Raw genomic sequence first — 14,151 nt, 5'->3', positions numbered from 1 at the left:
GCGGCTTCGATCACCCCGCCGGAAAAACCGGCGGTTAATTAAGAGAGACGGCCGTACCTTGGCACGGCGGCCGGAAGATTTAGGAGAAAGCCAATGCGTCACGGATTTCGTGGTCGTCGCTTCAACCGCACGACCGAGCACCGCAAGGCAATGTTCGCCAACATGGCGGCTGCCCTGATCAAGCACGAGCAGATCGTCACCACGCTCCCGAAGGCGAAGGACTTGCGTCCCGTCGTCGAGAAGCTGATCACGCTCGGCAAGCGCGGCGACCTGCACGCCCGCCGTCAGGCAATGTCCCAGCTGCGCGACGAAGGTATGGTGAAGAAGCTCTTCGCCGTCCTCGGCCCGCGTTATCAGGAGCGCAACGGTGGCTATACCCGCGTCCTGAAGGCCGGCTTCCGCTATGGCGATAATGCCCCGATGGCCGTGATCGAGTTCGTGGACCGCGACGTGGATGCGCGCGGCCAGGATTCCGGTCCGACCATGAAGGACGAGATCGTCGAGGCCGCTGAGTAATCCTCAGCGCCAGCTAGAATTCATGAAGGGCGGCTCTTGGGCCGCCCTTTTCTTATGCCCGAATGAGATCCGCGACCTTGCCGTGCGGTCGCTCCAGGGAGGTGCGCATGGACCGGGATGGTGCTGGCTTCATGTTGGTCGGTTCGCCGTGCATCGCCTCAGGAAGGCGGAAGCGGTAAGGGCAATCGTGTAGCCAGAGGAAAACGGACATAGCGAGCCAGGCGTCCTCCAAGGCTCCGTGGGTATGCCCAATGCGTGTAAGGCCGATCTGTGAGCAGGCCGTGTCCAGAGATGCGGAGCGGGTTACCCCTCGGCGTCGGTAAGCCGCGAGTGTGCAGAACAGGGAGCTGCCGATTGGCGGGAAGCCGGACGCGGCGAGTTCCCGGCTGATGAACTTGGCATCGAAGCTCACATTATGGCCGACAACAACCGGCGCTTGGTGCAGAAAGTCCCAGATCGTCTCGGCATGATCCTTGAAGGCGTCCTGGTGCCGAAGTGTCCAGTTCGAGAGGCCGTGAACCTGTTCCGCGCGAGGGTGACTGTCTCGCCCCGGATCGAAGACAAGATGCATCCATTCCGCCTCCAGGGAGCCGGTTCGAACGGACGCTGTCGATATCTTCACGAGCCCAATGGAAACGACCCGGTCTTCCGCGCCCACGCCCGTGGTTTCTACATCCGCGAAGATGAGCTCGGAATGCTTCAGAAGACCGTTTTCCATGAATATCCTTGGCTTTGCGGAGGACGCGTCCGATGCCACCCCAGATTTTATAAGCGAAGAGGGCCAACTCTTTTGCGTTTTTTGGAATTCAGATTATTCCGTTCCCTTTGCAACAGGAAACTGCAGCTATGCGTCTATCCGCCCTTCGCGCGCTCCCCAGCCTGTGCCTCGGCCTCGTCCTGTGCTGCGGCTCCTTCACCGGCGCCCAGGCCCAGGCCCAGCGCGTCGTTCCCGAGAGCAAGGCCCAGGTTCAGCTCTCCTTCGCGCAGGTGGTGAAGCAGACCGCAGGTTCCGTGGTCAATGTTTACGCGACCCGCTCCGAGCGGCGGCAGAATGCGGCCATGGAGGAGTATTTCCGCCGTTTCTTCGGAGACAATGCACCGGGCGTTCCGCGCGGACGGGGACAGAGTTCTCTCGGCTCGGGTGTCATCGTCGATTCTTCAGGCCTCGTCATCACCAACAACCACGTCATCGAGAACATGAACGAGGTGAAGGTGGCGCTCGCCGACCGGCGCGAGTTCGAGGCCGAGATCGTCCTGCGCGATCCTCGCACGGATATCGCAGTGCTGAAGCTTAAGAATGCCACGAATCTTCAGGCCGTCGAGCTCGGCGATTCCGAGGCCCTGCAGGTGGGTGATATAGTGCTCGCCATCGGCAACCCCTTCGGCGTCGGGCAGACGGTGACCCAAGGCATCGTTTCGGCGCTCGCTCGCACGCAGGTCGGCATCTCCGACTACCAGTTCTTCGTTCAGACGGATGCGGCCATCAATCCCGGCAATTCCGGCGGTGCGCTCATCGACATGAACGGCAGGGTCGTGGGCATCAACACGGCGATCTATTCCCGCTCCGGCGGCAGCATCGGCATCGGCTTTGCCGTGCCATCAAGCATGGTCCGCGTGGTGCTCAATTCCGCTAAGGGTGGCGCCCGCAACGTGGTCCGTCCCTGGCTCGGCGCGCGCCTCCAGCCCGTGGACGGCGATATCGCGTCAGGCCTTGGCCTGGAGCGCCCCACCGGCGTTCTCGTCACCTCGGTTTATGAGAAGGGCCCGGCTGCGGAGGCCGGCCTAAAGCGGGGAGACGCGATCCTCGCGGTGGATGGCCAGCCCATCGATAACCCGGATTCCTTCGGCTACCGTTTCACCCTCAAGGGCACCCAGGGCCAGGTGCCGATTACCATCCTGCGCGGCGGCAAGCAGAGTGCTATTCAGGTGAAGCTGATGCCTCCGCCGGAGACGCCTGCGCGGGAGCCGGTCAAGGGCCGCGCCCGCACGCCGTTCGCAGGCGCAACCCTCGTGAACATGTCGCCGGCTGTGGCCGATGAATTGCAGGTCGAGGTCGGAGATGACGGCGTGGTCGTCTCGGAACTTGAGGAGCGCAGCGTCGCCGCGAGCCTCGGCTTCGAGAAGGGCGACCAGATCGTGGCCATCAACGGCGAGCGCCTAAGCACGACGAAGGATGCGGACCGCTTGATCGACCGCAGGACCGGCGGCTATTGGGAGATCACCGTCAATCGCGGCGGGCGGGTCTTCACCACGGTTCTCGGGCGATGAGCTGGTCGGTTTCCAACGCATTGTCGCTTGCGGAAATCGGCACTGCCTATCGCTGGATTTCGGAGGAGAGCTATTGGGCTGCCGGGATCCCGCGGGAGATCTTCGAGCGCTCGGTCTCCAACTCTTTAAGCTTTGCCCTGCGCGATAGGCAAGGCGACCTTCGCGGCTTTGCCCGAGTGGTCACCGACAAGGCCACTTTCGCATATCTCTGCGATGTGTTCGTCTGTGCTTCCGTGCGCGGGCAGGGAGCAGGAAAGGTCCTCATGTCCTCCATCATGGATCACCCTGAATTGCAGCTTCTGCGTCGCTGGATGCTGGTGACGCGCGATGCGCATGGGCTCTACGAAAACTACGGCTTTGAGATACCTCAAAACCCCGAAAGGCTGATGGTTCGTCTGGACCAGGGCCTCTATGCCCGCTTAAGCTCTGAAAGACCATGAGCGACCTGTTTTCATCCGCCGGCCTCGATCAGAACGCGCCTCGGCCCCTGGCCGACCGGATGCGCCCACAGAAGCTGTCCGAAGTCGTCGGTCAGGGTCATCTGGTCGGGCCGGACGGCATTCTCAGCCGCCTGATCGCCTCGAAGTCCCTCGGCTCCCTGATCTTCTGGGGCCCTCCGGGCACCGGCAAGACCACGGTCGCCCGGCTTCTCGCCCATGAGACCGAGCTTCACTTCGACCAGATTTCGGCGATCTTCTCCGGCGTCGCCGATCTGAAGAAGGTCTTCGAGACCGCTCGGCATCGCCGCTCGACGGGCAAGGGTACCCTGCTGTTCGTGGATGAGATCCATCGCTTCAACCGTGCCCAGCTCGATGCCTTCCTGCCCGTCATGGAGGACGGCACTATCACGCTCGTTGGCGCAACGACCGAGAACCCATCCTTCGAGCTGAACGCGGCGCTCCTCTCCCGCGCGCGGGTGCTGCTGTTCAAGTCTCTCGATGAGGACGCGATTCAGAAAATCCTGCTAAGGGCCGAGGAGATCACCGGAAAATCCCTTCCGCTCGACGAGGAGGCGCGCGCCTCCCTCGTGCGCATGGCGGATGGCGATGGCCGCGCGGTGCTGACGCTGGCGGAGGAAGTGTGGCGCTCTGCCAAGCCTGACGAGGTCTTCGATGCGGAGCAGCTGCAGGAGATCATCCAGCGCCGCGCGCCGATCTACGACAAGGGTCAGGAGGGGCATTACAACCTCATATCGGCTCTGCATAAAACCGTCCGTGGGTCAGATCCGGATGCGGCGCTCTACTATCTGACCCGCATGCTCGATGCGGGGGAGGATCGCCTGTTCATCGCCCGCCGCCTCGTGCGCATGGCGGTGGAGGATATCGGCTTGGCCGACCCGCAGGCGCTCGTGGTCGCCAATGCTGCGAAGGACGCCTTCGACTTCCTAGGCTCGCCCGAGGGCGAGCTGGCACTGGCGCAGGCGACGGTCTACCTCGCCACCGCGCCGAAATCGAACGCGATCTACAACGCCTACAAGGCGGCGACCAGGGTGGCGAAGGAGCATGGTTCGCTCATGCCGCCCAAGACCATTCTGAATGCGCCTACCAAGCTCATGAAGAAGATCGGCTATGGCGCCACCTACCGCTACGATCATGACGAGCCGGATGCCTTCTCAGGTCAGGATTACTGGCCGGAGAAACTGGGACGGCAGCAATTCTACGAGCCGGTGGACCGGGGCTTTGAGCGCGAAGTGAAGAAGCGGCTGGATTGGTGGGAAAAGCTCAGGCGGGAGCGGGGAGAGGATGAGCGGGACTAAGCCATGAAAGCCTATCTTCTCGTCTTTCTCGGCGCCGGGATCGGAGGCGCTCTTCGTCATGGGGTCAATATCGGTTGCGCCCGTTTGTGCGGCACCGCGCTTCCGTGGGGGACGTTGACGGTGAACGTGGTGGGCTCATTCGTGATGGGTATGCTTGCAGGATGGCTTGCCTTCAAGGCAGGCGAAGGATGGAGCCAGCCTTTGCGCCTGTTCCTGACCACGGGCGTTCTTGGCGGCTTCACGACCTTCTCCGCCTTTTCCCTCGATGCGGTGCTGATCTGGGAGCGCGGGCAGCTGGGCCTTGCAGGAGCTTATGTGGCGGCGTCCGTCGCCCTGTCGATTGCGGGCCTCGTTGCGGGGCTTGCTGCTATCCGCTCACTCGTCGGGTAAATGGACTTAATTCTCGATGATTGCTGAGGAGAATTGCCGCCGATGCGGCGCTCTGCTACCCACATCGCATGAGAAAGAATGGTTCAGGACAGAATGGCGCCCGCAGCGGCGGACGCTCGGGCACCCGACAGGGTTTTCGCTCACGCGAGGACAAGCCCGTGCGTGGCGGCAGGGCCGCCAAGGAAGGCGCCGCGAAGACCACAGGCAAAGGAGCCACAAAGGCCCCTAGCCGTGCGCGCCCGGTAGCGGAGAAGCGCGAACGGCCCGTGGAGAAGGCGCAGGCACGGCCTGCTGCTTCCGCAGAGGCTCCGAAGCCCACGCGCGCCCAGGCCAGGGCTGCGGCCCAGGAAGTTCTGGCGACCGGCGTGCAGACGCTCGTGGTCGAGCCGGATGAGGCCGACATGCGCGTCGACCGGTTTCTCGTCGCGCGCTTTCCCCAGCTCGCTTTCACCCATATCCAGCGTATCGTCCGAAAGGGCGAGCTGCGCGTTGATGGCAAGCGGGCGCAGCCCAACGACCGCCTGAGCGCGGGGCAGAAGGTTCGCATCCCGCCCCTGAAGCTCGATCAGCCGCGTCCCGTCTCGCGCAGCCCGGCGAAGGACCAGAGCGATCTCGATTTCCTCAAGTCGATCACGCTCTATGAGGACAAGGATGTTCTCATAATCAACAAGCCCATGGGGCTTGCCGTGCAGGGCGGTTCGGGCACCACGCGTCATGTGGACGGCCTTCTCGCATGCATGACCGATGCCGATGGACAAAAGCCGCGCCTCGTCCACCGTCTCGACAAGGACACGGCGGGCTGCCTCGTCATCGCGAAGACGCGCTTTGCCGCGTCCACCATGGCGAAGTCCTTCCGCGCCCGCACCACGCGCAAGATCTATTGGGCGCTGGTGGCAGGCGTGCCGCGCGTGCGGCAGGGCAGGGTCTCGACCTATCTCGCCAAGGAAGGCGACGAGGGTGATTCCCGCATGAAGGTCGCGCATCACGGTGATGAAGGCGCGAGCCACGCGCTCACCTATTATGCGACCATCGATACGGCCGCTCAGAAGCTTGCTTGGCTATCGCTGAAGCCGGTGACAGGACGCACGCACCAGCTGCGCGCGCACACGGCCCATATCGGCCATCCCATCGTCGGCGATCCGAAGTATTTCGACATCGAGAACTGGGAACTGCCCGGCGGCATCCAGAGCAAGCTGCACCTGCTCGCACGGCGCATCGTCATCGCGCATCCGCGCACGGGCAAGCCCATCGATGTCACCGCGCCGCTGCCGCCGCATATGCAGCAGAGCTTCAACCTGCTCGGCTTCGATACCAGCCAGTACGATCCCATCGTCGAAGCGCCCGAGGAATAGCGGGCAACTACTTCTTTCGAGATCCTCCGCCGTCGCACTTTTGCCGTGCGTTCGGCACACCATGCCACGACTCGTTCGGCCTGCTGGCCGTGCGAGCCATAGGCAAGGAGGAGATCGATGGAACACAAGGATCTCGACACTCTCCGTAACGTAGCCGACGTTCAGCCGAGGCCCCTGACCCGGCAGGAACGGCTTGAGCGATGGATCGACCTTCTCGAGAGGGATCCGGCGCGCCGCCTCAACTCCCTTGGTGAAATCGAATACAAGCCGCCGGCGGAGCGGGCGCTCGTGAGGGAAGACAACTCACCGCTCACCGTCGCTTTTGATGATCCGGTCCTCAGGACGGATGGACTTGAAAGCGACCGGCTTGGCGATGCCATGCGCTATTTCGAAATCTCGGACGGGCAGGCGCATTACGCCCTGTGCTCGTGCCTCAGCGGGCATACGGCGGAAGCCGGTTCCTTCGCCCGCAGATTGCGCAACAGCACGAGTAGCACCGCCTGGCATTCCGCCATCGGAGCCTGGGCACTCGCCAGCCTCGCCGTCAGCCTGCCGGGCATCATTTATCTGCTGAGCTGAGACGGCACGCACATCATCACGCGACCGGAAGACGTCACCCGTCCTCCGGTCGGGCCTGTTTGCGGTCGGGCCCGTTTGACTGTTGCCGCAAGCTCGACGATGAAGAAAGGGTCAGCCCATCGCACAAGGCTCCCGACCCATGCTTCGCATCGCTCCCGTTACCCTGTCGACGGACCGCCTCATTCTTCAGCCCCTGACCCTCGATCACGTCCCGGCTCTCGCCAAGGCTGCGAGCGATGGCGATCTCTGGGAGAAGAAAACCACGACGGTGCCGCGTCCGGAGGGTTTCGAGGACTATGTGAAGAAGGCACTTGAGCTGCAGGCAGCAGGCCTCGCGCTTCCCTTCGCGACCACGGTGAGGGACGGCAATCAGATAGTGGGCTCGACCCGTTTCATGAACATCGATGCGGCCAATCACCGGGTTGAAATCGGCACCACGTGGATCGCCAAGTCCTGGCAGCGCAGCTTCGTCAATACGCATGCCAAGTTCCTGATGCTTCGGCATGCTTTCGAGGATCTGGGATGCAATGCGGTCGAGATCCGCACCCATTCCCTCAACGATCAGTCAAGGGCTGCCATCGAGCGCTTGGGCGCCAAACTCGACGGCATCCTGCGCCGTCACATGATCATGCCCGACGGGCACATCCGCGATACGGCAGTCTACAGTATCATTCGGGAAGAGTGGCCCGAGGTGAGGGCGAGGCTGGAGAAGCGGCTGCCGGCATAGAGATGGCAGAAACAGAGAAGGCAGGAACGCCCGCCTTCAGGTTGCGTTGAACCCTGAACGTTGTGACACGGGACTTTGAGTCAATGGGCAGTGCAATTCGCGACAATACGGAGCGCCGTCGCTTCGAGCTTGAGCGCAACGGACACATGGCCTTCGCCAATTATGAGCGTCGTGAGTCCGATCTCGTGATTCGGCATGTGGAGGCGGCCATCCCGCTGCGCGGCACGGGTGCCGCCGGCGATCTCATGCAGGGCGTGGCGGAGATTGCCCGCTCTGAGGGCCGCAAGATCACGCCGCTCTGCGGCTACGCTTATGCCTGGGTCCGCCGCCATCGGGAATATCACGATCTTCTGAACTAAAATTGATCCTCCCCAAACCGGGTGTGCCTATTCGCCGTACTGCGTGGTGCGGCAAAACAGACTAGAGATCGGCATTCATTGAAAAAAGTGACAGCCGTTCTAGGGGGGCTCCCGTGTCCAACGTGATTAAGAAGGCAAGAAGGCTTTTCCGTAAGAAAAGCGTAGCCATTGCCGCTGCCGTCGTGGCTTTGATGGTCGTCGTTTCTGCCGTGACCGTGCCCTTTACGCTGTCGAACAATATCGACGAGATCGCCTATTCCGATTTCTCGCGCGAGCTTACTGCAGGCAAGGTGAGCAAGGTGCAGGTGGAGGATGGCGGCCTGACCGTGTGGATGAATCAGCGCGAAGCTTTTGTCCGGCTGCCCAGCTCTCTCTTGAGCGCACAGACCATTGAGCGCGCTACCGCTGCGGGCGCAGAGGTGGATTTCAAGAAGTCCGGTATCGATCCTTCCCACGTGGCGAGCTTTCTCGTCTCTCTGATCATGGTGGCCGCCGTGTTGGCGCTCGTTGCCATCCAGGCGGACTTCAAGCCGACCTCCCGCTGGCCGCGCAGCGTCAAGAATGTCGCCGACCGTTTCGATGACGTGGCGGGGCAGGAGGAGGCCAAGGCCGAGCTTCAGGAGGTGATCTCCTTCCTGAGCGACTCGAAAGCCTTCGAGGCGGTGGGAGCCCGCATTCCGCGAGGCGTGCTGATGGTCGGTCCTCCCGGAACCGGCAAGACTCTGATTGCGAAGGCATTGGCGGGCGAGGCCGGTGTGTCCTTCATCGCCGTGTCGGGCAGCGATTTCTCCGCGCCTCTCATCGGTATCGCCAAGGGCCGCGTCTCCAAACTGTTCGAGCAGGCGCGCCGGAAGGCTCCGTGCCTGATCTTCATCGACGAGATCGACGCCATCGGGCGTAAGCGCGGCGGCGGCGGTTCGGCGGCGGATCGCGAGTTCGAATCGACTCTCAACCAGCTTCTCGTGGAGATGGATGGCTTCAACACCACCTCCGGCGTGATTGTCATCGGCGCGACGAACCGGGTCGATGTGCTCGATCCGGCCTTGCTGCGTCCGGGCCGCTTCGATCGGCAGGTCCATATCGGTCTGCCCGACATCACGGGCCGCGAGGCCATCCTCGGCGTGCATGCGCGCAACGTGAAGCTTGCCGCCTGCGTGGAGCTTGGTTCCATCGCGCGGGGCACGCCCGGCTTCTCCGGTGCCGATCTCGGCAATCTCCTGAACGAGGCCGCGATATTTGCCGCCCGTGAGGGCGTCGCGGAGATCACCCGTGAGCATCTGGAATCCGCCCGCAACAAGATCATCATGGGCCTGGAGCGCCGCTCCCTCGTGATCACCAGCGAGGAGCGCCATCTCGTCGCCGTTCACGAAGCGGGACATGCTCTCTGCGCCTGCTTGACGCCCGGTTCCGACAAGGTGCACAGCGCAACCATCATCCCGCACGGCCAGGCGCTGGGCCTCGTCATGCGTCTGCCCGAGAACGACCGCTATTGCATTCCGGTCGAAAAGCTCGAAGCCGATCTCATCGTCGCCATGGGCGGTCGGGCCGCCGAGGAAGTGGTGTTCGGCGCGCGCAAGGTAACGACGGGTGCCGCGAGCGACATTGCTCACGCGACCAACATCGCAACCCGCATGGTCACGGAATGGGGCATGAGCCCGACCATCGGCATGGTGAAGATCACTCGCTCCGGTGAGAGCCTGCCCCGGGAGGTTGAGCAGGAAATCCGCAGGATCATCGAAGAGATGTACGCTGCCGCGAAATCCTGCATCGAGGACAACCGCGACGGACTCGATGCGCTGGTCGATGCTCTGCTTCAGGATGAGACCATCGATGGCGACGAGGTTCGCCGGATCGTTGCCATGAGTGCGGTGCAGAGCGAGACGAAGCTGGCGGCAGCCTAACTGGCATTTGTCGATTTTCGAGATGGATGAGCCGTCCTTATTCCCTCCCCCTTGGGGGAGAAGCTGTCAGCATACTTCGATGAGCCTCTAAGACTCATTATTCCACCGTCAGAGGCGCGCTGATCGTGCAGATCACGCCCTTGGGAGCGAAGTCGATCTCGACAGATCCGTTCAGCTCCTGAGCAAGGCTGCGCTCGATGAGGCGTGTGCCGAAGCCGCGGCGCTCGGGAGGGACGACGGGTGGGCCGTCGTCCTCTCGCCATTTCATCAAAAAGCTTTTGATCTTTTCTCTCGCCGACAACGGTCCAGTCGATGGCAATGCGTCCATCCTCGCTTGAGAGCGCGCCGTATTTCACCGCATTCGTGCCAAGCTCCTGGATCGCCATCGCGAGCGCGAGCGCAATGCGGGGCGGCAGGCGGATATCCGCGCCTGACACGTCGAACCGGTCACCGCGTGCGGCCTGGAATGGTTCGAGCGCCCTGTGAACCACTTCCCGCAAGTAAGCACCGTCCCAGTTTTCGCGGGTGAGCACGTCATGGGCCCTGGAAAGGGCGAACAGGCGTCCTTCGACTGCATCGCGTGCGCCGGCGGCGGTTTCGGCATTGCGCAGGCTCTGGGTGGTGATGGATTGCACCGTCGTGAGTGTGTTCTTCACCCGGTGGTTCAGCTCGTTGATGAGAAGACGCTGATGGTCTTCCGCCTTCTTGCGCTCCGTGATGTCGAGCGCGACACCGACCGCGCGGGTCGGCAGGCCGCTCGCGTCGCCGAGGAGTTCGGCGCGGAGAAGGAGCCAATGGAGGGAGCCATCCGGCCAGATGATCTGGAGTTCGGTCTCCACGTACCGATCGTCCCGGGAAATGGCCTCCCGCGCGATCTGATGCAGGCGCTTGCGCTCTCCCGGTGAGTAGCGGCCTTGGATCTCCTCCGTCGTCGGAGAAGCATCCGGTGGGAAGCCGAGAAGCTGGTTCAGCTCCGGCGATGATTTGATGGTCCGCGTGACGTTGTCGGATTCCCAGATCGCCATGCGGGCGGCGTCGATGGCAAGCTTCAGTCGGCCTTCACTGGCAGTAAGCGCCTCCTGCGAGCGCTTCGACTCCGTCAGGTCGGAGGCCAGCACATAAAAGCCCGCGACGTTTCCGTCCTCGGAAAAATCCGGGATATATTCCGAGCGCACGTAACGAAGTCCGCCCGGAAGCGGGGCCCACCATTCGTGGTTTGTGCGCTGACCGCCGAGAGCCGTCTCGATGTAAGGCTTCACGCGGGAATAAGCTTTCTCGCCGACCACATCGAGCAGTGTGACGCCATAAAAGCTTTCCGGCGACCTCCCCATCCAGGTTTGATAAGCCTTGTTGTTGAAGCGGTAGCGCTGCTCCGCATCCACATATGCGATGAGCGCGGGAATGTTGTCCGTGATCTCCCGCAGCTTCTTCTCGCTGTCGCGCAGTCTTTTCTCGCTGGCCTCCAGAAAGGTGTGCGAATCCTCCAGCCTATCGATGCGTGAAGTCGCCGAGGTCATGGCCCTGTCACGCTCGCGACTCTCTGCTTCGTGGCCGAGCGTCACTGCAGCTGATCTGGTGCTCTGCTCCTGCAACTGGCCACGCAACGCCCGGTTTTCACGCTCGAGCATTTCAAGGCGCTTCAGAAGGGAATCTGCGTCGATGGTCTCGGATTTATTCATTCACCTTTGCCCAGGCGGATTTGGGTCCCATCAATCGTTGTCGGCAGTTCTCGACCCTCCGTCAATGAATGTTCGATCATCAGCGAAAGGTCCCGGCTCCTAACTAGGATTCATGTTCCAGAACGGAAGTGCGGGCCCATGACAATCGTTCCCGCAAAGCTTGAAGCATCGAGAGTGCAAATCGGTTCCCTTGATAGGAAAATTGTCGTTTAACGGCATGCTGGCGCAGAGCCTGGAACTTGAATAAGGTGGCACCCTATCAAGGGGCACAGAGTATGAAGCGTATCATTCAAGCCGCTCTCGTCGTCGGCATCGGGTTTCTGGCAACGGCTTGCGATAAATGCGGCAACTGGAACATCAACAAGCCCCAGTTCTGCCAATCCACCCTTCCGCAGAACTGATTGTCCCTGGCGCCTGACGTGAAGCTCGTCCTTTTCGATGTCGATGGCACGCTGGTCGACAGCCAGAACATCATCGTCGCATCTCTGCGCGAAGCGTTTCTGACCTATGACCTGGAGCCGCCGAACCGGGAGCGTTCGCTCTCCATCGTCGGCCTCTCGCTGGCGGAGGCTTTCACGGTGCTGCTGGGATCGAAGGCTCCCATCGAGGGATTGGTCAAGGCCTACAAGGACGTCTTCTCAGTCTTCCGCGAAGACCCGGCCTACCACGAGACCGTCTTCCCTGGAGCCGTCGAATGCCTGGCTTCTTTGAGGGCGCGGGAAGACGTGGTGCTCGGGATCGCCACGGGCAAGTCCCGCAGAGGTGTCGCGCATCTCCTGGAGCGGCATCGCTGGGCTGAGATCTTCTCGATCATTCAAACAGCGGACGATGCGCCCTCGAAGCCCGATCCGGCCATGATCCATCAGGCCATGGAGGCTGTGGGTGTGGCGGGGCGTGACACGGTGATGATCGGCGATTCGAGTTACGATATGGCGATGGCCCGTGCAGCAGGCGCCCTGCCGATTGGCGTCTCCTGGGGATTCCAGCCGGTGGCGGCTCTCACCGAGGCGGGAGCGGCCCATATCGTGGACAGCTATGCTGAACTCGACCCAGTGCTGAGCACCTTCCTCGACAAGCCCTCGAATCTTCGCGCCTGATCGCCTATCTCAAACCCATGACAGATTCTCGCGACTGGTTTCCCCCACAGGACGAACCGAATCCCATGCGCTCGGCCCAGGCCGGCATGAAGCCCACATTGCCCAAACGCTTCTACAAGGAAGCGGGCGTCGAGGAGCGGGACGGCCTATTCCACCTGACTCTCGACGGGCGCACGGCCAAGACCCCGACCAAGCAGGTGCTGGCCGTGCCGACGCGCGGTCTAGCCGAAGCGATGGCCGAGGAATGGGCCGGGCAGGGGGATGAGATAGACCCCGCCACCATGCCGATCACCCGCATCGTGAATTCCGCCATTGACGGCGTTGTGCCGCGCCAAACGGAGGTGGTTGACGATCTGGCGCGCTATGCCGGTTCTGATCTCGTCTATTACAGGGCAAGCGAACCGGAGCGTCTGGCCCGCGCGCAGGGTGAGGCCTGGAATCCGGTTCTCGATTGGGCACGGGATGAGCACGGCGCGCGGTTTTCTCTGGCGGAAGGCGTCATGCATGTGACCCAGCCGGAAGAATCAGTCGCGGCCGTCCGGCGCGCGGTGGAGCGAATAGAATCGCCCTTTGCCCTGGCCGCTCTCCACGTGATGACCACGCTGTCGGGCTCTGTCCTGATCGCGCTCGCCCATGCCAAAGGGCCGCTCGATGTCGATCAGGCCTGGTCCGCTGCCCATGTTGACGAGCTGTTCCAGGAAAGCGTCTGGGGTGAAGATCACGAGGCCATGGAGCGCAGGCGCAAGCGCGAGGCCGATTTCAGGGCCGCGTCCGAAGTTTACAGGCTTACAGCCGAATAAAAAGAAAAGGCCGCCGAAGGGGCTCCCCGGCGGCCTTTTCTTACGCGAGACAGCTTTACGAACGCTGGAAGGTGATGCCGCAACGCTTCTGGATCGAAGCTTCCTCGACGGCCTGCATCTGACCCTTCAGGCGGGCGAGCTCGGCGGTCTGGGCGCTGTTGCCGCCCACGAAGAAGGCGGCGGGCCAGAAGATGACGACGGCGGCGGTGGTCGCCACCACGTCCTTGGTGCGGGACGAGTCCTGGGCACCGGCGGCGGCGGCTGCAGCCGCGCTGACGCGCTGGGCCTCGATCCGCAGCTCGCGGCAGCTGTAGCTGGTATAAGCCATGGGTGACACGTAAGCGGCGGCCACGTCCTCCGAGCGGCTGGCGCAGCCGGCGGCGGTAAGGGACAGGGTGGCCACGAGAGCGGCGAAAGTTTGAATGGTTTTCAAGTGAGGCTCCAACACAATGTTATTGCGTTTTTGGTTCTAGGGCCTGAACCTTGACTGTGAAGTGCTGTGGAGCACACGCCGTTAGTGGGATTTTTAAGGGGCGTATGGCTGTGCTAAGCGAGAAGACCTTTTCCCCTCAAGGTCAGGGAAGACCCTATGAAAGACATCCTCGAACGTCTTGAAGATCGGCGCGCCCAGGCCCGCCTCGGCGGCGGTGCGAAGCGCATCGAGGCGCAGCACGCCCGTGGCAAGCTCACGGCCCGCGAGCGCATCGAGCTTCTGCTCGACAAGGGC

The 14,151-nt window shown here is 62.4% G+C and carries 16 protein-coding genes; 13 read left to right on the top strand and 3 right to left on the bottom strand.

The window, feature by feature from the left end:
* Positions 1-93: 93 nt before the first annotated feature.
* Positions 94-516, top strand: a complete 423-nt coding sequence (gene rplQ / locus AB4Y85_RS18480) for a 50S ribosomal protein L17 (RefSeq protein ID WP_441986389.1) — start codon at positions 94-96, stop codon at positions 514-516.
* Positions 517-568: 52 nt separating this feature from the next.
* Here rplQ and AB4Y85_RS18475 read toward each other — a convergent pair whose 3' ends face one another.
* On the bottom strand, positions 569-1,234 hold the full coding sequence (locus AB4Y85_RS18475; protein ID WP_441986388.1) for a 3'-5' exonuclease: 666 nt from the start codon (positions 1,232-1,234) through the stop codon (positions 569-571).
* Between the two features lie 128 nt (positions 1,235-1,362).
* Here AB4Y85_RS18475 and AB4Y85_RS18470 point away from each other — a divergent pair, with 128 nt between their 5' ends.
* The 9 genes from AB4Y85_RS18470 (at position 1,363) to ftsH (ending at position 9,848) form a co-directional block, all read left to right on the top strand.
* Positions 1,363-2,784, top strand: a complete 1,422-nt coding sequence (locus AB4Y85_RS18470; RefSeq protein ID WP_441986387.1) for a Do family serine endopeptidase — start codon at positions 1,363-1,365, stop codon at positions 2,782-2,784.
* Complete coding sequence (locus AB4Y85_RS18465) at positions 2,781-3,224, top strand: GNAT family N-acetyltransferase (protein ID WP_441986386.1); 444 nt, start codon at positions 2,781-2,783, stop codon at positions 3,222-3,224. Before AB4Y85_RS18470 ends, AB4Y85_RS18465 begins: the two co-directional genes overlap by 4 nt.
* Positions 3,221-4,540: a replication-associated recombination protein A gene (locus AB4Y85_RS18460; protein WP_441986385.1), complete on the top strand. Its 1,320-nt coding sequence runs from the start codon at positions 3,221-3,223 to the stop codon at positions 4,538-4,540. The genes AB4Y85_RS18465 and AB4Y85_RS18460 overlap by 4 nt, the downstream gene beginning before the upstream one ends.
* Before the next feature lie 3 nt (positions 4,541-4,543).
* The gene (crcB, locus tag AB4Y85_RS18455) at positions 4,544-4,930 is read left to right on the top strand and encodes a fluoride efflux transporter CrcB (RefSeq protein ID WP_441986384.1); all 387 of its coding nucleotides are present in this window, start codon (positions 4,544-4,546) and stop codon (positions 4,928-4,930) included.
* A gap of 68 nt (positions 4,931-4,998) precedes the next feature.
* Entirely contained in the window at positions 4,999-6,282 is a 1,284-nt protein-coding gene (locus AB4Y85_RS18450; protein ID WP_441986383.1) for an RluA family pseudouridine synthase, read from the top strand.
* A 117-nt stretch (positions 6,283-6,399) separates the two neighbouring features.
* Positions 6,400-6,861 (top strand): hypothetical protein, encoded by a 462-nt coding sequence (locus AB4Y85_RS18445; RefSeq protein ID WP_441986382.1) that lies wholly within the window; start codon positions 6,400-6,402, stop codon positions 6,859-6,861.
* A 139-nt stretch (positions 6,862-7,000) separates the two neighbouring features.
* Complete coding sequence (locus tag AB4Y85_RS18440; RefSeq protein WP_441986381.1) at positions 7,001-7,588, top strand: GNAT family N-acetyltransferase; 588 nt, start codon at positions 7,001-7,003, stop codon at positions 7,586-7,588.
* An 83-nt stretch (positions 7,589-7,671) separates the two neighbouring features.
* Positions 7,672-7,947: a GNAT family N-acetyltransferase gene (locus AB4Y85_RS18435; protein WP_441986380.1), complete on the top strand. Its 276-nt coding sequence runs from the start codon at positions 7,672-7,674 to the stop codon at positions 7,945-7,947.
* Positions 7,948-8,060: 113 nt separating this feature from the next.
* Positions 8,061-9,848 carry an ATP-dependent zinc metalloprotease FtsH gene (ftsH, locus tag AB4Y85_RS18430; protein WP_441986379.1) on the top strand — a complete coding sequence of 596 codons (1,788 nt, stop codon included), beginning with the start codon at positions 8,061-8,063 and terminating at the stop codon, positions 9,846-9,848.
* Here the strand turns inward: ftsH and AB4Y85_RS18425 are convergent.
* Entirely contained in the window at positions 9,845-11,527 is a 1,683-nt protein-coding gene (locus tag AB4Y85_RS18425) for a sensor histidine kinase (RefSeq protein ID WP_441986378.1), read from the bottom strand. The two genes, ftsH and AB4Y85_RS18425, sit on opposite strands and share 4 nt — an antisense overlap.
* A gap of 275 nt (positions 11,528-11,802) precedes the next feature.
* Here AB4Y85_RS18425 and AB4Y85_RS18420 point away from each other — a divergent pair, with 275 nt between their 5' ends.
* The 3 genes from AB4Y85_RS18420 (at position 11,803) to AB4Y85_RS18410 (ending at position 13,424) form a co-directional block, all read left to right on the top strand.
* A complete protein-coding gene (locus tag AB4Y85_RS18420; RefSeq protein ID WP_441986377.1) occupies positions 11,803-11,928 on the top strand; it encodes a hypothetical protein in 126 nt (41 codons plus the stop codon).
* Positions 11,929-11,946: 18 nt separating this feature from the next.
* Positions 11,947-12,624 (top strand): HAD-IA family hydrolase, encoded by a 678-nt coding sequence (locus AB4Y85_RS18415; protein WP_441986376.1) that lies wholly within the window; start codon positions 11,947-11,949, stop codon positions 12,622-12,624.
* Between the two features lie 65 nt (positions 12,625-12,689).
* Positions 12,690-13,424 carry an ATP12 family chaperone protein gene (locus AB4Y85_RS18410; protein ID WP_441986375.1) on the top strand — a complete coding sequence of 245 codons (735 nt, stop codon included), beginning with the start codon at positions 12,690-12,692 and terminating at the stop codon, positions 13,422-13,424.
* Between the two features lie 55 nt (positions 13,425-13,479).
* Here the strand turns inward: AB4Y85_RS18410 and AB4Y85_RS18405 are convergent, their stop codons facing one another.
* Positions 13,480-13,857, bottom strand: coding sequence for a hypothetical protein (locus tag AB4Y85_RS18405; protein WP_441986374.1), 378 nt, complete (start codon positions 13,855-13,857; stop codon positions 13,480-13,482).
* Positions 13,858-14,151 lie beyond the last annotated feature (294 nt).

It is taken from the genome of Microvirga sp. 2YAF29, from assembly GCF_052114605.1.
In the GTDB taxonomy this organism is placed as follows: domain Bacteria; phylum Pseudomonadota; class Alphaproteobacteria; order Rhizobiales; family Beijerinckiaceae; genus Microvirga.
This window is presented reverse-complemented; position numbering and strand designations above follow the sequence as displayed.